This window comes from Actinophytocola sp., assembly GCF_036555685.1.
Classification (GTDB): domain Bacteria; phylum Actinomycetota; class Actinomycetes; order Mycobacteriales; family Pseudonocardiaceae; genus Actinophytocola.
On record NZ_DATBKY010000143.1, the window covers coordinates 1 to 18350 of the forward strand.

Here is an 18350-nt window from a genome sequence, read left to right on the forward strand (position 1 = left end):
ACCCCAACGAGGGCAGGAACGACTGCATCGCGTTCAACACCACATAGTCACCACACCCCGGACACCACCGCACCTCCTGATCCGACTTGAAATCCTTCGCCCGCTGCGGCTCATCAGACGTCGGCACACCCGACAGCCCGCCGAGTCCGGGCAGTCCGAGGTCCACGGCGGTCATGCCGGAACTCCTTCCAGTTCGTTCAGGTGCCCGGTGAGCACGTGCTGCAGCTCCTCCGCCTTGAACGGGACGCCCGCGACCTTGTTGTAGGGCCGGGCGTCCACGAGGAACCGGCCGCGGATCAGCAGGGCCAGCTGGCCCATGTTCATCTCCGGGATGACCACGCGGTCGTAGGAGCGCAGCACCTCACCGAGGTTGCGCGGGAACGGGGTCAGGTGGCGCAGGTGCGCCTGCGCGATCTTGAGGCCCTCGCCGCGTACCCGCCGGCACGCGGCGCCGATCGGGCCGTAGCTCGAGCCCCAGCCGAGGACGAGCAGCCGCGCGTCGCCGGTCGGGTCGTCGACCGTCAGGTCGGCCACGTCGATGCCGTCCACTTTGGCCTGACGGAGGCGGACCATGCGGTCGTGGTTGTCCGGGTCGTAGGAGATGTTCCCCTTGCCGTCAGCCTTCTCCAGCCCGCCGATCCGGTGCTGCAGGCCCGGCGTGCCCGGGACGGCCCACTCGCGCGCGAGCGTCTCCGTGTCGCGGACGTAGGGCCAGTGCTCGTCGCTGCCGTCGAGCGCGTTCGGCTCCTTGGCGAACGTGACGCGCAGGTCGGGCAGCTCCTCGACGTTCGGGATCAGCCACGGCTCCGAGCCGTTGGCGATCGCGCCGTCGGACAGCAGCAGCACCGGCGTGCGGTACTTCAGCGCGATCCGGGTCGCCTCCAGGACGGCGTCGAAGCAGTCCCCCGGCGACTGCGGCGCGACGATCGGCACCGGGGACTCGCCGTTGCGGCCGAACATCGCCTGCAGCAGGTCCGCCTGCTCGGTCTTGGTCGGCAGGCCGGTCGACGGGCCGCCGCGCTGGACGTCGATCACGACGAGCGGCAGCTCCGACATCACGCCGAGCCCGATGGTCTCCGACTTGAGCGCGATGCCCGGACCGGATGTCGTCGTGACACCCAGCGAGCCGCCGTAGGCCGCGCCCAGTGCGGCGCCCACGCCGGCGATCTCGTCCTCGGCCTGCATCGTCGTGATGTTGAAGTTCTTGTGCCGGGACAGCTCGTGCAGGATGTCCGACGCCGGCGTGATCGGGTAGCTGCCGAGCAGCACGGGCAGCCCCGAGCACTGGCCGGCCGCGACGATCCCGTACGCCAGCGCCATGTTCCCGGTGATCTGCCGGTAGGTGCCGCGGGGGAACTCGGCCGGCGGGACGTCATAGGTGACGGCGAACGCCTCGGTGGTCTCGCCGTAGTTCCAGCCCGCGCGGAACGCCAGCACGTTGGCCTCGGCGATCTCCGGCTTGCGGGCGAACTTCTCCCGCAGGAAGCGCTCGGTGCGCTCGGTCGGCCGGTGGTACATCCATGACAGCAGGCCCAGCGCGAACATGTTCTTCGACCGCTCGGCGTCCTTCTTCGACAGGCCCGTCTCCTTCAGCGCGCCCTGCGTCAGGGTGGCCATCCGGACCGCGAAGACCTGGAAGTTCGCGAGCGAGTCGTCCTCGAGCGGGTCGCTGTCGTAGCCGACCTTCGTGAGGTTGCGCTTGGTGAACTCGTCGGTGTTGACGATGACCGTGCCCCCGACGGGCAGGTCGGCGATGTTGGCCTTGAGCGCGGCGGGGTTCATCGCGACGAGGACGTCGGGCCGGTCGCCCGGGGTGAGGATGTCGTAGTCGGCGAAGTGGATCTGGAAGCTGGAGACGCCGGGCAGCGTGCCGGCGGGGGCGCGGATCTCGGCGGGGAAGTTGGGCAGCGTTGCCAGGTCGTTACCAAAGGCGGCCGCTTCCGAGGTGAACCGGTCACCCGTGAGCTGCATGCCGTCCCCGGAGTCCCCGGCGAACCGGACCACGACCCGGTCGAGCGTCGTGACCTGTGTCGCCCGAAGGCTCTTCAGCTCGCCGTTTCCCCCGTTCTCGCTGCTTTCCATCGTCTGTCGGTCCCTCCGTCGCACTACTGCGTGCTCACTTGCTCACCCTATCCGCGCTCGACCCGCGAGCCCCCTTTCGCCAAGGGTATTCGCGTCTCAGCTCACAGTTGGGTGTCTCGGATCGTGGGACGCCTGTTACGCCTGGCGGGATACCCCGGTGCATTCGCGCTGCCCGATCGTAGGAGGACTGATATCCGGCAATACGTGCGGCGGCCGTGCTTGGTTCGCCTTCAGCTCGCGAGCTCGGGTGCGGGCGGCCGTTCGAGGAGCGTGGAGAGGACGACGGTCGAGACCGTCCGGTCGATCATGTCGACCGCGCGGAGGCGTTCGAGGGCGTCCTCGAGGTGATGGATGTTGGCCGCGCGCAGGTGCACGATCGCGTCGGCCGCGCCGGAGACCGTGTACGCGGCTACGACCTCGGGCAGGGGGAGCAGGCGCGCGCGGATGCGGTCGGGGGTGACGTTGCCGATGCAGTGCACCTCGACGAAGGCCTCCGTGCCCCAGCCGAGCGCCTCGGGGTTGACGACGGCGGTGAAGCCGCGGAGCACGCCGGTGTCGAGGAGGCGGTCCACGCGGCGCTTCACCGCCGGCGCGCTGAGGCCGACGGCTTTGCCGATCTCCGAGTAGCTGGACCGTGCGTCCGCGACGAGCTGCGAAACGATTCGCTGATCGATGCTATCCACACGCAACATTCTGCCGGTTCAAGGGTGGGTTTGCGACGTTGATCGCTTGTCTGTTAGGCACTTACATTGGAATCATGCGCGAGTCGACCGAGCGACGTTACCTGATGTGCGAGCCGACGTACTTCACCGTCGAGTACTCGATCAACCCGTGGATGGACCCGAGCCAGCCGGTGTCGACCGAGCTGGCGCTCAAGGAGTGGACCGAGCTGGCGGACACGTACCGCCGGTGGGGCCACGAGGTCGAGTTCATCCAGCCCCAGCCGGGCTTGCCGGACATGGTGTTCGCCGCGAACTCGGGGACGGTCATCGACGGCCATGTGCTGGGTGCCCGCTTCCGGGCGCCGCAGCGGGCCGCCGAGGCCGACCACTTCCGCCGCTGGTTCCTAGACCACGGCTACCGAGACGTGATCATGCCGACGAAGATCAACGAGGCCGAAGGCGACTTCACCTGGACCGGCGAGGTGCTGTTGGCCGGCACCGGCTTCCGCACGGACCCGGGCGCGCATGCCGAGGCGCAGGAGATCCTCGGCGTGCCGGTGGTGTCGCTCAACCTGGTCGACCCGCGGTACTACCACCTGGACACGGCGCTGTGCGTGCTCGCCCCGGCTGCCCCGGGCCGCCGGGCGCACGTGGCGTACTACCCGGAGGCGTTCTCCCCGGGCTCCCAGCGAGTCCTGTACCGCCTCTTCCCGGACGCGGTCATCGCCACCGCGGCGGATGCCGAGTGCCTGGGCCTGAACGCGGTTTCGGACGGCCGCAACGTGGTCCTCCCGATCGAAGCCACGCACCTGGCGGACCAACTCATCAGCCACGGCTACGAACCGTCCTTCGTGGACATCTCCGAACTCCGCAAGTCCGGCGGCGGCCCGAAGTGCTGCACGCTGGAAATCCGGGACTGATCCGCTAACTCTCCGTACAAACTCCTCGGCCGGCGTCAGACCCCTTTCCGCTGTTCAACGGCGGGTCGTAAGGGCGCAGACGCCGGCCGAGTCGTCTGTGACGCTCGTGTCGATCCGTCAAGTACCAGGTGGAACGGGAGTGTCAGGCATCTATCAGGACAACTATCCGTAAAGACTCCCCAGGCGGCGTTGGCCCGAATCCGTTTCTCAACGGGCTGCGGGCCCAACTCGGTGTTCATGGAGTCGCCAGAGCTTCACCGCAGCGACGAGAGCCGCGGCCAGCACGGCTCCCGCCGCGACCAAGATTGCCACCGAATAAAACATTGCGGTGCCGAAGTTGAACCCGATTACGCATTCGTCGGGCCACTGTGTGACGTTCGCCGGGCACTGCGGCAGGTCATACGATTTGCCGACCACCAGCAGTAAACCTGCCGCGGTCGAACCGCTGACCAGGATCACCGTGGGTGCCGCCCACCACCTGTTCACTGTGCGAGCGTATCGAGCGCCGCGGAACAGGCCGAAACAGTAGATCCGAGGCCCGCGACGACGATCGGGCACGATCTATTTCGAGAACCTTTCGGCCCACTCGGCGGGGGCTTCGGCCAGCGACAGGCTGTTCCCGTCCGGGTCGAGGACGGCCACGTGGCGTACGCCGTTGCCGTACGTCTCCACCGGGGCGTGGGCGATGCCGTGAGCGGCCAGGCGGGCCAGGATGTCGTCCAGGTCGGTTACGCCCAGCGTGATCATCGCGCCGCCCACGTGTGCCGCTCGCACCGGGCGGTCGTCGACTACCAGCCACGCGTTCTCGCCCAGTCGCCACAGGTGCTCGTCACCGACGACCTCGTCCGCCGGGCGGCCGAAGAACGCCTCGAACCACTTCAGTGACCTGGTCCGGTCACTCACGCACATGACGCTGTACAGGTCCACCCCGGACCACCTCCCTTCGCGCAAGAAGACCACGACAACGGCCGAAACTCATCGGGAGTCTGGACACCGTCAGTCTGAAAGGATACTTTCGAAAGGATCCCTTCAGATCTGGAGGCGCAGATGGCCGAGCTTCCACCCCGCCGCAAGGTCCGCGACGTCGAGCTCCTCAGCGCGCTCGCCCACCCGCTCCGCGCCGCGATCCTGCGCTACGTCATGTCCGTCGGCCCCCGGACGGCCAGCGAGTGCGCCGACGCGGTCGGCTCCAGCGCCTCCAACTGCAGCTGGCACCTGCGCCAGCTCGCGAGGTTCGGGCTCGTCGAGTCCACCGACGGCGGCGACGGGCGGCAACGCCCGTGGCGGGCGACCGTCGTCGGGCTCGATCTCGGGGAGCTCGCGGACGATCCGACGACCCGGGCGGCCCAGCTCGCCGTCTTCGGCACCGCCCTCGTCGAGGAGCAGAAGCTCACCCAGCGCTTCCTCGAGCGCTCCGACGACCTCGAGCCCGAGTGGCGCACCACCGGCACCGTCAACACCTACTCGCTCACCGTCAACGCGGCCGAGCTCGCCGAGCTGGCGCAGAGGGTCGACGACCTCATCCGCCCGTACGTCAGCACCATCAGGAAGGACGCGCCGGACGACGCCCGGCCCGTCCACGCCGGCTTCCGCGGCTTCCTGAGGCTCGAGCGGTGACCCGCCTCTGGCTCGCCGCCGTCTGCTCCGAGACCGGCGAGTGGATGCTCCAGATCGCGCTCCCGATCCTCGTCTACCAGGCCACCGGCTCCGCCGCCTCGACCGCCGCCATGATGATCGTCGGGCTGCTGCCCGCGGTCCTGCTCAGCCCCGCCGCCGGTGTGCTCGCCGACCGCCTGGACCGCCGAAAGCTCCTCCTGGCGGTGAGCGCGGGCCAAGCGCTCGTGGCCGCGCCGCTGCTCGCCATGGACTCCGCCGTCTGGGTCGGCTACGTCGTGATGGCCGGACAGGCCGGTCTCGCCGCGCTGTTCGAACCCGCCCGCAACGCGCTCGTCCGCGACCTCGTCGGCTCCGACGGCGTCACCGCCGCCAACGGCATGCTCGGCATGGGCACCAACGTCTCCCGCCTCGTCGGCGCGTGGCTCGGCGGCGCGCTGTTCGCCGGCGGCGGCATCGCGGTCGTCTACCTCGCCTACGCCGTCGTGCTCCTCGTGGCCGTCGGCGCGCTGGTGACACCGTTCGGCACCACGCACGAGCCCGCGCCGCGCGGCCCGGCGATCCGCGAATGGCTCGACGGGCTCGACATGATCCGCCGCGACCGCCGGCTCTGGGTGATAGGCACCGCCATGATGATGGGCGCGGTGTCGCAAGGCATGTTCCTCGCCCTCTACGTGCCGTTCGTCCTCGACGTGCTCGGCGCGGGTCCGCAGGGCGCGGGGCTGCTGCGGGGCGTCCAGGCGATCGGCGGGCTCGCGGCCGGCGTCGGCGTCGCCGTGCTGGCCCGCCGGGTCGCCCCGCGCCGGCTGCTCGGCTGGGGCGCGGTCGCCTTCGGCGCCGTCAGCGCGCTCCTGTGGAACGGCCCCCACGTCACCACCGCGCTCGCCGTCTACATCGGACTCTTCGTGGCCGCCGGCGTCCCCGCGGTCGTGGCGACGTCCGGGCTGCTGTCCACGCTCCAGACCGCCGTCCCGCCGGCCGCGACCGGCCGGCTGATGAGCTCCGCGTTCGCCGCGATGGCGCTCGGCAACGCGCTCGGCATGGCGGTCGCCGGCGCCGGCGCGTCCTCGTTCGGCCTGCTGCTCGACGTCCAGGCCGCGCTGAACCTGCTGTCGGGCGTCCTAGTGCTCGTCGCGCGACCCGAGCACGCGCCCCACGCCGCCGTACCCGAGCGTGCGAGCCGGTGACGTCGACGCCTCGCGGTCCGGCCGCCACTCGTCCAGCAGCGTCAGCCCCGGCTCGATGAGCTCGGTGCCCGCGAACCACGACTCGATGGTCTCCTTGGTGCGCGGCGTGATCCGCTCGTCGGCACCCTCGTACAGGCTCAGCAGGCCGGCCAGCTCCTCGCGCGTCCGCGGGTCCGCGTCGTCCTGGCTCATCGTGGAGATCGCCAGGTAGCTCCCGGGCGGACACGCCGAGCGGTAGCCCGACACGAGCCCGGCCGGGTCCGCGTCGTCGTCGACGAACAGCAGCAGCCCGACGATCAGCAGCCCGACCGGCTGGGAGAAGTCGATCAGCCGGGCCACTTCGGCGTGCTCGAGCACGGCGCGCGTGTCACGGATGTCGGCCCAGGCGATCGCGGCGTTCTCGTTGTCCTTCAACAGCTCGAAGCTGTGGTGGACCGCCACCGGCTCGTAGTCCACGTAAGCCACGCGCGCGCCCGGGTCGACGCGCTGCGCGATCTCGTGCACGTTGCCGACGGTGGGGATGCCCGAGCCGAGGTCGAGGAACTGCCGGATGCCTTGCGACATCAGGAAGTCGACGACCCGGTGCAGCCACGCGCGGTTGATGCGGGCGACGTCCTTGACCCACGGCGCGACCTGCTCGACCTGCGCCGCGAGCATCCGGTCCGGCTCGAAGTTGTGCGCGCCACCGAGGTGGTAGTCGTACATGCGTGCCGCGTTGGGCTTGCTCATGTCGACCCGGGGGACGCCCGTGGGTGACTGTGGCCTCATTGCGGACTCCATGGGCTGGTGGGGAATTTTCCGGTTATCCGCGCACGAGCATCGTAACGGCGTCGGCAATGCTCGTGGGCCCAGTCGAGCCGGTCGCCAGGCGGCGCAGCTGCAGACCGGCGATCAAGGCGACGACCGGCCCGGCGAGCCGCTCCGGGTCCGGCAGGCCGAGCCCACGAAGCACGGTGACCGCGATCCGGTCGTAGGCGGCGAAGCACTCGGCGGCGGCGTCGCGCAGGCCCGGGTCACGGCCGGCCTGAATGTACAACTCGAGCGGCGCGATCTGCTCGTGTCCGAAGCGGGTGTCGACCGCGACCTGCTGCACCATCGCGGCCGCCCGCTCGAGCGACACCGGCGTGCCGAGATGCTGCTCCGCGATCCCGCCGAGCCGCGCGGTCTCCTCGGCCACGAACAGCACCATCGCCTCGCGCAACAGCTCGTGCTGCGTGGCGAAGTGGTACGTGATCGAGCCGAGGGACACCTCGGCCTCGCGCGCCACCCGCCGGTTCGTCACGCCGGCGACGCCCTCGGTGCCGATCACCCGCAGCACCGCGTGCAGGATCCGCTCGCGCGTGGTCACTGGATCGGTGGCGTCCGGTCCGCCCACCGCATGACGGTCTCGAGCTGCGCGGCCAGCGATATCAGCAACTCCTCGCCACCGGCCGGGCCGAGCAGCTGCGCGCCGACCGGCAGCCCGGCCTCGGTCAGCCCGGCCGGGACGTTCACGCCCGGCCAGCCGAGCACGTTCCACGGCCACGTGTACGGGCACGCCGTGATCACCGTCCGGTCGGTGCCCCACCCGGTCAGCCCGTCGATCGAGCCGACCGGCAGCGGCGGGGCGGCGGTCGTCGGTGCGAGCACGACGTCGGCGCGATCGAAGATCCGGCCGACCCGCCGCTGGAAGAAGCCCAGCGACCGCGTGGAGAGCCGCAGCGCGCGGCCGGCGAGCCGGGAACCCAGCCGGCCGGCGTCGCGGGTGCGGAAGTCGAGCAGCGCCGGGTCCGGCGTCATGCCGCACCAGTCGTGCACGCCGGCGAGCGAGCGCGGCAGGAAGTTGAGCCCGATCATCCCGTAGCGCGGCTCGGCGACGACGATCTCGTGGCCCAGCTCGTGCAGGTGCCGCGCGACGCGGAGGACGCCCGCGCGCACCTGCGGGTCCAGCGTCAGCCCGCGGACCCCGGAGAACGCCGGCCGCAGCGACAGCGCGATCCGCAACCGGCCCGGCTCGCGCTCGGCTGCGGCGCGGAACCGGCCGCGGTCGCCGCGGGCCAGGACGTCCAGCAGCAGCGCGGCGTCCGTGGTCGTGCGGGCGAGCGGACCCCACTCGGTGATGCCGTTGAACGCCTCGGGGGAGGGCAGCGTGCCGCGGCCCGGCTTGATGCCGACGAGATGCGTCCAGCCGGCCGGGATGCGGATCGAGCCGGCGCCGTCCGACCCGATCGCGGCCGGCACCAGCCCGGCGGCGACCGCGGCCGCGGACCCGCCCGACGAGCCGCCCGGCGTGTGGCCGAGGTTCCACGGGTTGCGCGTGACGCCGAACGCCTCGCCCTCGGTGATCGGCCACAGGCCGAGTTCCGGCGTGTTGGTCTTGCCGACGATCACCGCGCCGGCCGCGCGCAGCAGCCGGACCAGCTCGGCGTCCTGCTCGGCGACCGGGAAGTCGCCGCTGCAGCCGAACGCGGTCGGCAGCCCGGTCAGGTCGAGGTCGTCCTTGATCGCCACCGGCACGCCCAGCAACGCCTTTCGCTCGCCGGACCTGAGGCGCTCGTCCGCCACCTTCGCTTCGGCGCGGGCCTGGTCGCCGCGGACGTGCCGGAAGGCGTTCAGCGTGAGCTGGGTCCGGTCGATCCGCCGCAGCGCCTCGTCGACGAGCTCGGCGGACGTCACCTGTCCGGCGGCGAGCCGCGCGGCCTGCGCCTCGAGCCCGATGAACCGGTCGGTCGGTGCGGTCGTGGTCATGCCGGCCTCCTCGTTCGTTCGAACGAACAGTACCGCGCCGCGCCGACGTACGGCCAGGTGCGAAGATGAATGCGATGAGTGTGCAGACAGCGGGCCGGCGGACGCGCCGGCCGGAGACCAAGCTGTGGCGGGTGCCGGTGCGGCGGGTCGAGCGGGTCACCCGGCGGCTCGTGCGCGTGACGGTCGGCGGTGACGAGCTGGCCGACTTCGTCAGCGCGGGCACCGACCAGAACGTGATGCTGTACTTCTACCCGGACGACGTGGAGCTGCCCGAGCCGCTGACGCTCGAGGCCGCGCGCGGGATGTGGTCCCAGGTCCGCCCGCTGACCCGGACGTACACGATCCGCCGGCACGATCCCGGCGCGCGCGAGGTCGACTTCGACTTCGTCCTGCACGACGCGCCCGGACCGGCGTCGGACTGGGCCCAGGCGGCGCGGCCCGGCGACCGGCTGATCTTCGTCGGCCCGTCGCCGGCCTACCAGCCCGATCCCACCGCCGACTGGCACCTGCTGGCCGGCGACGAGACCGCGCTGCCGGCGATCGCGGCGATCCTGCGGGCGCTCCCCGCGGACGCCGTGACCAAGGTGTTCGTCGAGGTCGCGGACGCGGCGGAGGAGCAGCCGTTACCGGTCCCGGTCACCTGGGTACACCGGGACGGCGAAGGCACGCTCGCCGGCGCGGTCGCCGCCGCGGACCTGCCGTCCGGTCGCGTGGACGCCTGGCTCGCGGGGGAGCGTTCGTCGATGGTCGAGCTGCGGGCCCACCTGCTGGACGAGCGGGGTTTCGACCGCCGGGCCGTGCGCCCGACCACGTACTGGCGGAGAGGTGAGGCAGGCACCTGACCTGCGGTGTCGGAACTCCTGGCGGCCGAGGATCGTTGTACGGCAAGGAGTTACGTTCACGGAAAGGGTGCGGAAGTGCACAAGCACTACAACGGGCTGAAGACCGCGCTGCTGCTCGGCGGCATGAGCGCGCTCATCATCGGGATCAGCTCGCTGTTCGGCCGTACCGCGCTGTTCATCGGCTTCGGGATCGCGCTGCTGATGAACGGGTATGCGTACTTCAACTCCGACAGGCTGGCGCTGCGGGCGATGCGCGCGCGGCCGGTGTCGCAGGCCGAGCAGCCGGCGATGTACCGGATCGTGCGCGAGCTGGCGACGGCCGCGCGCCAGCCGATGCCCAGGCTGTACGTGAGCCCGACCCAGGCACCGAACGCCTTCGCGACCGGCCGCAACCCGCGGAACGCGGCCGTCTGCTGCACGACCGGGATCCTGGAGCTGCTGAACGAACGCGAGCTGCGGGCGGTGCTGGGGCACGAGCTGTCGCACGTGTACAACCGGGACATCCTGATCTCGTCGGTGGCCGGCGCGCTCGCGAGCGTGATCAGCATGCTGGCCAACCTGGCGATGTTCGCGGGCCTGTTCGGTGGCTCGGACGACGACCGTCCCAACCCGATCGCCCTGCTGCTCCTGGCGCTTCTCGGACCGATCGCCGCGGGCGTGATCCAGATGGCGGTGTCGAGGTCGCGCGAGTACCAGGCGGACCAGTCCGGTGCCGAGCTCACCGGCGACCCGCTGGCCCTCGCGTCGGCCCTGCACAAGCTGGAGTACGGCACGGCCCGGCTGCCCCTGGCGCCCGAGCCGCAGCTGGTCTCCCAGGCCCACCTGATGATCGCGAGCCCGTTCCGCCCGGGCGAGCGGGTGGCCAGGCTGTTCTCGACCCACCCGCCGATCCCGGACCGCATCCGCCGCCTGGAGGACATGGCCCGCCGCGGCATGCGCTAAGCGCCCGCGGCGCGCGCGATCTCCATAACGTACTGGCCGTAACCGGACTTTCCGAGCCGCTCGCCGAGCTGGTAGGCGGCGTGCGGGGTGATGTAGCCCATGCGCATCGCGACCTCCTCGAGCACGGCGATGCGCACGCTCTGCCGGTTCTCGATCACCTGCACGTACTGGCCGGCCTCGAGCAGGCTCTCGTGCGTGCCGGTGTCCAACCACGCGGTGCCGCGGGCGAAGTTGATCAGCTGGGCGCGCTTGTCGCGGATGTAGACGTTGTTGAGGTCGGTGATCTCGAGCTCGCCCCGCGCCGACGGCCGCAGCGTCCTCGCGATGTCGACCACCGAGTTCTCGTACATGTAGAGCCCGGTGACCGCGATGTTCGACTTCGGCGCTGCGGGCTTCTCGACGATCTCCACGAGCCGGCCGCCGTCGTCGACCTCGGGGACGCCGTAGCGGCGCGCGTCGCGGACGGGGTAGCCGAAGAGCGTGCACCCGTCGAGGCCGGCGACGGCGTCCTGCAGGAGGCCGGAGAGTCCGGCTCCGTAGAAGATGTTGTCGCCGAGGATGAGGCAGACGTCGTCGCCGCCGACGTGCTCGCGGCCGATCAGGAAGGCCTCGGCCAGGCCGTTGGGCTCCGGCTGCTCGGCGTAGGACAGCGTGAGCCCGAGTTCCTCGCCGGTGTCCAGCAGCCGGCGGAAGAGGGGCAGGTCGGCGGGCGTCGAGATGACCAGGATGTCCCGGATCCCGGCCAGCATGAGGACCGAGAGCGGGTAGTAGACCATCGGCTTGTCGAACACCGGCAGGAGCTGTTTGGAGACCACGCGGGTGATCGGATCCAGCCGGGTGCCGGCCCCACCGGCGAGAATGATCCCTTTCACGGGCGTCGACGCTACCGTCTGCGCCGGCGGGTCAGCGGTAGTTCGTGAACTGCAGCGCGATGCCGAAGTCGGAACTCTTCAGCAGGGCGATGACGTCCTGCAGGTGGTCCTTCTTCTTGCCGGAGACGCGGAGCTGGTCACCCTGGATCTGGGCCTGGACGCCCTTGGGGGCCTCATCGCGGATCTTCTTGGCGATCTGCTTGGCCTTGTCGGAGGCGATGCCCTGCACGATGCTGCCGGTGACCTTGTAGACCTTGCCCGACGGCGCCGGCTCGCCGACGTCGAACGCCTTGAGCGAGATCTGCCGCTTGACGAGCTTGTCCTTGAACACCTCGATCGCGGCCTTGCAGCGCTCCTCGGTCTCGGCCTCGATGGTCACGGCTTCCTCGCCGGCCCACTTGACGGAGGCCCCGGTCCCCCGGAAGTCGAACCGGGTGGACAGCTCCTTGCTCGCTTGGTTCAGCGCGTTGTCGACCTCCTGCCGATCGACCTTGCTCACCACGTCGAAGGACGGATCCGCCACCGTCAAACACCTCCACTCACCTGCGAGTTCACCCCGCGCCCGGATGCTACCGCTGGCCCCGCGCCCGGCTGCGGAGTATCCGGTTGGCCTGCCCACGGAGGCGTTGGGTAAGGTTTCCGCCGTCCAGCCGAGCTGGACCTCCCGGCGGGTTGCCCGAGTGGTCAAAGGGAGCAGACTGTAAATCTGTCGGCTTACGCCTACGAAGGTTCGAACCCTTCACCCGCCACCCCAGTCTCAACGGCCGGTGACCAGCACGAAGGTCACCGGCCGTTTGCTGTCCGGTGTGGAGCGGCGCTGGGCGCGTGGTAGCGAAGGGCAGCGCCCGCCGCAGTGAAGGTTCACCCGGCTGGGTGCTGACGCCGATAGCTTCAGGTCATTTGGGCCTTCGCGTCTCGTCTTGTTCCGTCGGTGACGGTTTTGAGCAGTTGCAACTGTTCGTGTGATTGCGTGCCGGTCGCGCACCGCAATTGAATTGCCTACGAGAATCCGGGCGCGACTTGGGCGAGCTCATTCTGACCGCGCCTGGTGAGGGAGGAGTCAGTTGTGAGCACGAGCGGTCCCGCTCGATCGTCGTGTGCGTTCGCTCTCGTAGGGCGAACCTGTGTGTCCACCGGAGCCGCGACCCGCGATCTTTGTGCGATGTGCAGACGGAGTCGGCGGACCTGGTGGGCTGAGCCGGCGAGGTGGATTGACCGGAACGGCGGCCTGGCGGTCTTCTGGATCGGACGCTAGTTTCCCAACCGCTGCGCGGTCACGTGTGGACGGTCCGATAGGCGGAACAGCGGTTTGTCCCCCACGGGGGCAAGGGGTTGTCTATGACGTCGACAGCACGCTAGATCTAAATCATGGACTGGTCGACGCTGATCGCGACTATTACCGGGGCGGTCATCGGAGTCGGGGCGACGGTGTTGGCGGAGCGTGCGCAGTGGCGGCGTAGTCAGGACCACCACTGGATGACCGTTCGGCGGGAGGCGTACGCCGGATATCTCGCCGCACTCACCGATGGATCCGCGGCCCTTCGCCGCGTGGTGCGGGAGCACACGTCCTCTGCCGGAGATATCGGGCCGCAGCTCCATGCCTGTTTGCTGCCCGGGGGCTCATGGCGGTTGTTTCACACCGTTGCGATGGTCGGCCCTGCCGATGTCGTCGCAAAAGCAGAGGATGCGCAGATCGCGTTGCAGGAGTCACGGGACGCCTTGCTGGAATGCGCCGACCTCACCCATCCGCCCTATGTGGAGGCGCGGGAGCGTCTCCTGGCTGCCATGGGCCTTCTCCGCAAGGCGATGCGTGACGATCTGCGGCTGCCCTCGCTCGGTACGGTTGCCTCTCGCCCGCGATGGTGAGTCGCAGTAAATGTCGGACCCTGCCGCTAGCTTTCCCGGCATGGAGGTCTTCGGGTGGTGGGGGAGGGAGCTCGGTCTCGCGGTCGGGCGGTCGCTGTGAGGCGGCTCGATGCCAACCAGGTCCGTGACGCACGTACCCGCGCCCAGGGGCTCGCCGGCACCGCCACCACCGTCGCCGACGCCGTGCGGCAGGTCGTCGGTTTGCAGGCGCAGGACGTGCGGGCCAACCGGCTCGCCGTCCGGGTGCGCACTGCCGGGCTCACGGCCGAGGACGTCGACCAGGCCTGCCGCGGGCGGACCGTCGTCCGGACGTGGGCCATGCGCGGCACCCTGCACATGCTCGCCGCCGAGGACTTCGGGTGGGTCAACGGGCTCCTCGGGCCCTACTTCGCCGACAAGGGCGCGCCCCGGCGTCGCCAGCTCGGGCTCGACAAGGCGCTCCTCGAACAGGCCATGGCCGGGCTGACTGAAATCGTCACGGAACCGCTGACCAGGCGCGACATCGTCGAGCGGCTGGCCGACCGCGGTGTCCGGCTCGATCCGAAGAGCCAGCAACCGCCCCACCTGTTCGGCTACGCCGCGAACACCGGCCTGCTCTGCCGCGGCCCGGACACCGAGAAGGACGAGCCGACCTACGTCCTCGTCCGCGACTGGCTCGGCGAGCAGAAGCCGGTCGACGAGCCCGAGGCGCTGGCCATCCTCGCCGAGCGCTACCTCCGCGGTCACGGCCCCGCGACGGCCGGCGATCTCGCCATGTGGTCGGGGTTGCCGATCACGAAAGCGCGGGCCGCGTTCGACGCGATCGGCGACCGGATCGAGGTCGTCGAGGCGGCCGGGGTCGAAGCGGCCGTCCTCGAACAAGAGGACTTGCCCGCGGCGCCGACCAGGCTGCTCGGCCACTTCGACGCCTACCTCCTCGGCTACCGCGGCCGGGATCTCGCCGTGCCGGAGGCGCACCGGAAAGCCGTTCAGGCTGGTGGTGGCTTCGTGATGCCGGTCGTGCTCGGCAAGGGGCTCGCGCTCGGGACGTGGCGCACGAAGGCGGCGAAGAACTCGATCACCGTCGAAGTCGAGCCGTTCGAAGATCGAAAGTTACCCGATCTACGTAACGAGGTGAGTGATCTCGGACGATTTCTCGGCAGGCAGACCCAGCTTGGCGCGCCGATCGAGTGATGCTCGAAAGTGCACTGAGTTGCGATGTCCTTTTAGCACAGTCGGTTTCTGCGTCCGATCGGGGTACAGTTACCGGACCGTGACGTGTCCTGGGCGGGGCTCGGTCACTGTGCGAGAAGTCGCGTGAGTGGGGTTTTGGCTGGTTGCCGCTGCGGCGGCCGAGGAGAGTGCATGCCTGAAACGGCACCCGAGCGCACGGCAGCGGCCGACGCGTCCGCCGAGACCGACCAGTCGGTCGACCGGCGCTTCGGCGTGTTCTCCGTGATCGTGCTGGTCATCGGCGTGGCCGCGGCCGCGCTCATGTCCTGGTGGCTGCCGCTGCACCCGAGCACCGGCCAGATCGGCACCGGCCTGCTCCTCGTCCTCGCGTTCCTCGTCGTCGAGCAGGTCTCGGTCAACATCGACGTCCGCGGCGGCATCTCGTGGACCATCTCGTTCACCGAGATACCGCTGGCCATCGGCCTGTTCGTGGCGCCGTTCCAGGTCGTGCTCGCCGCCCACCTGATCGCCGGCGTGGGCACGCTGCTCGCCCGGCGGGTGCAGGACCGCGTCCTCTACAACACCGGCGCCGAGATCCTCGAGATCACCAACGCGTTCGCGGTCTACACCGTGGCGGGCATGATCATCCAGGGCACCGGCCCGCAGTGGATCGCCGCGTACCTGGGTGCGATCAGCGCCCCGATCACCAGCACGCTGCTGGCGCTCGCCGCCGTCCACGTCCTCGGCCGCCGGCTGCGCGTCGGCGCGGCCACCAAGCTCGTCTTCCGCACGCTCGTCCTCGGCCTGGTCAACGCCTCTGTCGGCGTCGTCGGCTACGAGGTCGCCACCAATGTCGACCACGGCCTGCCGCTGGTCCTCGCCACCCTCGGCGGCGTCTGGGCCCTCTATCTCGCCTACTCCGGCCTGCTCCGCGAGCAGCGCGACCTCGAGGCGTTGTCCGAGGTCAGCCTCATCGTGGCGCGCTCCGGCCGGCGCGCGGCCGCCCGCCCGGCCGCCGGTCAGGACACCGCGAGCGCCATCAAGTCCGACGACTGGCACGGCGTCGCGCAGCGGATCCGCGACCAGCTCGGTGCCGCCCGCGTCGTGCTCCGCCTGCGGTTCGACCCGCAGGCACCGATGCACACGGTCGTCGCCGGCCAGGAGCTGCCGGCCGGCGTGGTCGACATCGACACCGCGGGCGCCAAGGCCGACGGGCTGCTGCGGCTGCCCGGCTCCCATGTCCGCCACTTCCGCCGCGTCGACTCGCTCCCGGAGATCCGGCAGGCGCTCATCCAGCGAAACGCCCACGAGGCGCTCGTCGTGCCGCTGCGCAGCGCGAGCCACCTGCTGGGCGTCGTCGAGGCGCACGACAAGCTGTCCCGCTGGCGCGGCTTCGGCCAGGCCGACCTGCGCATGATCGGTACCACCGCGAGCCACCTGGCCACCGCGCTCGACAACCGCCGCCTGCTCGCGACGCTGCGCCACGACGCCTACCACGACCCGCTCACCGGCTTGCACAACCGGCCCGGCTTCCGCCAGCTCGCCACCGAGATGCTCGCGAGCAACCCCGGCTCGGTCATGCTGCGCGTCGACCTCGAGGTCCAGCCCGCGATCAGCGACGCGTTGGGCTACGCCTGGAGTGACCGGATCACGATCGCCGCCGGCCGCAGGCTCCGCGACGCGCTCGGCCCGGACACCCCGCTGGCCCGGCTCGAGGGCGGCGCGTTCGCGGCGCTGCTGGTGGACGCCGACCTCGAGCGCGCGCAGGTCGCGGCGGAGAAGCTCGTGGCCGGGCTGTCGGCGCCGTACCCGGTGGACCGGCTGACCGTCGAGGCCGGCGTCGTCGTCGGCTACTCGTCGTCCGCGATGCCCGACGGCGTGCTGTTCTCCGACGCCCCGGGCGGCCGCGCGGGTACGCCGACCGAGCTCGACGTCGACGAGCTGCTCAAGCGCGCCGACGTGGCGCTGCGCGCGGCGAAGACCAGCGGCGAGAGGGTCCGCGCGTACATGCCGAGCATGGGCCAGATATTCCTGCGCCGCTTCCAGCTGGTGACGCAGTTCCGCCAGGCTCTGGAGACGGGCCAGGTCAGCGTGCACTACCAGCCGAAGGTCGCGCTGCCGCGCCGCGAGGTGCTCGGCGTCGAGGCGCTGGTCCGCTGGCGCCACCCGGAGTTCGGCGACCTGCACCCGGACGAGTTCGTGCCGGCGGTCGAGGCGGCCGGCCTGGTCGACGCGCTAACCGAGTTCGTCCTCGACAGGGCCCTCATCCGGATCCGCAAGTGGCTCGACCGTGGCCTGCGCATCGGCGTGGCGGTCAACCTGTCCGTGCGCAGCCTCGCCGACCTCGAGTTCCCGACCCGGGTGTCCGCGGCGCTCGAGCGGTACCGCGTGCCGCCGGAGCTGCTGACGCTCGAGCTGACCGAGTCCGGCGTGATGGCCGACCCGCAGCGGGCGCTGCCGGTGCTGCGCGCGCTGCACAACCTGGCCGTGGTCCTCGCGGTCGACGACTTCGGCACCGGCTACTCCTCGCTCGCGTACCTGCGGCAGCTGCCGGTCGACGAGGTCAAGATCGACAAGAGCTTCGTCTTCGGCATGGGCAGCGACCTCGGCGACCTCGCGGTGGTCCGCTCGATCGTCGAGCTCGGCCACTCGCTGGGCCTGGTCGTCGTGGCCGAGGGTGTCGAGGAGGACGCCGCGCGCGACCAGCTCGCCGCCATGGGCTGCGACGTCGCGCAGGGCTACCTGATCTCCCGCCCGCTGTCCGAGGAGCGGCTCGAGGCATGGCTGCAGGCCCGCACCGCGATGGCCAAGAACGTGCGCGACGAGACGGTCCTCACGCTGCTTTCGTGATCGGGGATCCCGATTTCGCCCGGCACACCGTGCCGTGTACAGTCATCACGGCTCACGCAGGAGCACGCCCCAATAGCTCAGTCGGCAGAGCGTCTCCATGGTAAGGAGAAGGTCTACGGTTCGATTCCGTATTGGGGCTCGCGAATACACTTGGGGGCACGTCCCCTCAGGGATCTGGCGGTGTAGCTCAGTCGGTAGAGCAAGCGGCTCATAATCGCTGTGTCGCCGGTTCAAGTCCGGCCACCGCTACGCGGGTGAGATGAGAGAGAGGCAAGGCTGTGGCCAGCTCCACGGACGTGCGACCGAAGATCACGCTGGCGTGTGAGGTCTGCAAGCACCGCAACTACATCACCAAGAAGAACCGGCGCAACGACCCGGATCGCCTGGAGATGAAGAAGTTCTGCCCGAACTGTGGCAAGCACCAGACGCACAAGGAAACGCGCTAGGTGCCACTGGACCCGTCCTACGTCGGGCACACCTACCCACGTTCGGAGATCTATCAGGTCGGCCGGGAGAAGATCCGGGAGTTCGCGGACGCCATCGGCGACCCGCAGCCGATGTACCGCGACGCCGACGCCGCCAAGGCCGCCGGGCATCCGGACGTCATCGCCCCGCCGACCTTCGTGATGGTCCT

Annotated in this window: 19 protein-coding genes, 3 tRNA genes and 1 pseudogene; 13 read left to right on the forward strand and 10 right to left on the reverse strand. The window is 70.3% G+C overall.

Annotated features, from left to right (window positions below):
• From VH969_RS13950 to VH969_RS13960, 3 genes and pseudogenes are all read right to left on the reverse strand, one after another.
• Positions 1-175: pseudogene (locus tag VH969_RS13950) on the reverse strand (2-oxoacid:ferredoxin oxidoreductase subunit beta); the annotation flags it as partial.
• On the reverse strand, positions 172-2082 hold the full coding sequence (locus VH969_RS13955) for a 2-oxoacid:acceptor oxidoreductase subunit alpha (protein WP_331974156.1): 1911 nt from the start codon (positions 2080-2082) through the stop codon (positions 172-174). The pseudogene VH969_RS13950 and the gene VH969_RS13955, both read right to left, overlap by 4 nt.
• A gap of 230 nt (positions 2083-2312) precedes the next feature.
• Entirely contained in the window at positions 2313-2765 is a 453-nt protein-coding gene (locus VH969_RS13960) for an Lrp/AsnC family transcriptional regulator (RefSeq protein WP_331974157.1), read from the reverse strand.
• A 74-nt stretch (positions 2766-2839) separates the two neighbouring features.
• Between VH969_RS13960 and ddaH the strand changes: the two genes are divergently transcribed.
• Complete coding sequence (gene ddaH / locus VH969_RS13965; RefSeq protein WP_333783838.1) at positions 2840-3664, forward strand: dimethylargininase; 825 nt, start codon at positions 2840-2842, stop codon at positions 3662-3664.
• Between the two features lie 207 nt (positions 3665-3871).
• Here the strand turns inward: ddaH and VH969_RS13970 are convergent, their stop codons facing one another.
• Positions 3872-4150, reverse strand: a complete 279-nt coding sequence (locus VH969_RS13970; protein WP_331974158.1) for a hypothetical protein — start codon at positions 4148-4150, stop codon at positions 3872-3874.
• 75 nt (positions 4151-4225) lie between these two features.
• On the reverse strand, positions 4226-4573 hold the full coding sequence (locus tag VH969_RS13975) for a VOC family protein (RefSeq protein WP_331974173.1): 348 nt from the start codon (positions 4571-4573) through the stop codon (positions 4226-4228).
• A 138-nt stretch (positions 4574-4711) separates the two neighbouring features.
• Between VH969_RS13975 and VH969_RS13980 the strand changes: the two genes are divergently transcribed.
• On the forward strand, positions 4712-5281 hold the full coding sequence (locus VH969_RS13980; protein ID WP_331974159.1) for a helix-turn-helix domain-containing protein: 570 nt from the start codon (positions 4712-4714) through the stop codon (positions 5279-5281).
• Complete coding sequence (locus VH969_RS13985; RefSeq protein ID WP_331974160.1) at positions 5278-6465, forward strand: MFS transporter; 1188 nt, start codon at positions 5278-5280, stop codon at positions 6463-6465. The genes VH969_RS13980 and VH969_RS13985 overlap by 4 nt, the downstream gene beginning before the upstream one ends.
• Here VH969_RS13985 and VH969_RS13990 read toward each other — a convergent pair.
• Genes VH969_RS13990 through VH969_RS14000 form a run of 3 tightly spaced genes read right to left on the reverse strand, consistent with a single transcriptional unit; the run spans position 6400 to position 9192 of the window.
• A complete protein-coding gene (locus tag VH969_RS13990; protein ID WP_331974161.1) occupies positions 6400-7233 on the reverse strand; it encodes an SAM-dependent methyltransferase in 834 nt (277 codons plus the stop codon). The genes VH969_RS13985 and VH969_RS13990 overlap by 66 nt on opposite strands.
• 34 nt (positions 7234-7267) lie before the next feature.
• A complete protein-coding gene (locus VH969_RS13995; protein WP_331974162.1) occupies positions 7268-7840 on the reverse strand; it encodes a TetR/AcrR family transcriptional regulator in 573 nt (190 codons plus the stop codon).
• Complete coding sequence (locus tag VH969_RS14000) at positions 7810-9192, reverse strand: amidase (protein ID WP_331974163.1); 1383 nt, start codon at positions 9190-9192, stop codon at positions 7810-7812. Before VH969_RS14000 ends, VH969_RS13995 begins: the two co-directional genes overlap by 31 nt.
• Before the next feature lie 74 nt (positions 9193-9266).
• Between VH969_RS14000 and VH969_RS14005 the strand changes: the two genes are divergently transcribed.
• Complete coding sequence (locus tag VH969_RS14005; protein WP_331974164.1) at positions 9267-10034, forward strand: siderophore-interacting protein; 768 nt, start codon at positions 9267-9269, stop codon at positions 10032-10034.
• Between the two features lie 75 nt (positions 10035-10109).
• Positions 10110-10976 carry a zinc metalloprotease HtpX gene (htpX, locus tag VH969_RS14010; RefSeq protein ID WP_331974165.1) on the forward strand — a complete coding sequence of 289 codons (867 nt, stop codon included), beginning with the start codon at positions 10110-10112 and terminating at the stop codon, positions 10974-10976.
• On the opposite strand, the gene rfbA is transcribed toward htpX, so the two are convergent.
• Positions 10973-11848 (reverse strand): glucose-1-phosphate thymidylyltransferase RfbA, encoded by an 876-nt coding sequence (gene rfbA / locus VH969_RS14015; protein ID WP_331974166.1) that lies wholly within the window; start codon positions 11846-11848, stop codon positions 10973-10975. The two genes, htpX and rfbA, sit on opposite strands and share 4 nt — an antisense overlap.
• 31 nt (positions 11849-11879) lie before the next feature.
• Positions 11880-12371 carry a YajQ family cyclic di-GMP-binding protein gene (locus VH969_RS14020; RefSeq protein ID WP_331974167.1) on the reverse strand — a complete coding sequence of 164 codons (492 nt, stop codon included), beginning with the start codon at positions 12369-12371 and terminating at the stop codon, positions 11880-11882.
• A 143-nt stretch (positions 12372-12514) separates the two neighbouring features.
• Here VH969_RS14020 and VH969_RS14025 point away from each other — a divergent pair.
• The 8 genes from VH969_RS14025 to VH969_RS14060 form a co-directional block, all read left to right on the forward strand.
• Positions 12515-12597 (forward strand) — tRNA-Tyr (locus tag VH969_RS14025).
• A 619-nt stretch (positions 12598-13216) separates the two neighbouring features.
• Complete coding sequence (locus tag VH969_RS14030) at positions 13217-13714, forward strand: hypothetical protein (protein WP_331974168.1); 498 nt, start codon at positions 13217-13219, stop codon at positions 13712-13714.
• 96 nt (positions 13715-13810) lie between these two features.
• Positions 13811-14887, forward strand: coding sequence for a winged helix DNA-binding domain-containing protein (locus tag VH969_RS14035; RefSeq protein ID WP_331974169.1), 1077 nt, complete (start codon positions 13811-13813; stop codon positions 14885-14887).
• A 171-nt stretch (positions 14888-15058) separates the two neighbouring features.
• Entirely contained in the window at positions 15059-17716 is a 2658-nt protein-coding gene (locus VH969_RS14040; protein WP_331974170.1) for a putative bifunctional diguanylate cyclase/phosphodiesterase, read from the forward strand.
• Positions 17717-17782: 66 nt separating this feature from the next.
• A tRNA-Thr gene (locus VH969_RS14045) sits at positions 17783-17855 on the forward strand.
• 37 nt (positions 17856-17892) lie between these two features.
• Positions 17893-17965: transfer RNA gene (locus tag VH969_RS14050), tRNA-Met, on the forward strand.
• Between the two features lie 29 nt (positions 17966-17994).
• Positions 17995-18162, forward strand: a complete 168-nt coding sequence (gene rpmG, locus VH969_RS14055; protein WP_349257578.1) for a 50S ribosomal protein L33 — start codon at positions 17995-17997, stop codon at positions 18160-18162.
• Positions 18163-18350: FAS1-like dehydratase domain-containing protein (locus tag VH969_RS14060; protein WP_331974171.1), on the forward strand; the 188-nt coding region annotated here is incomplete at its 3' end.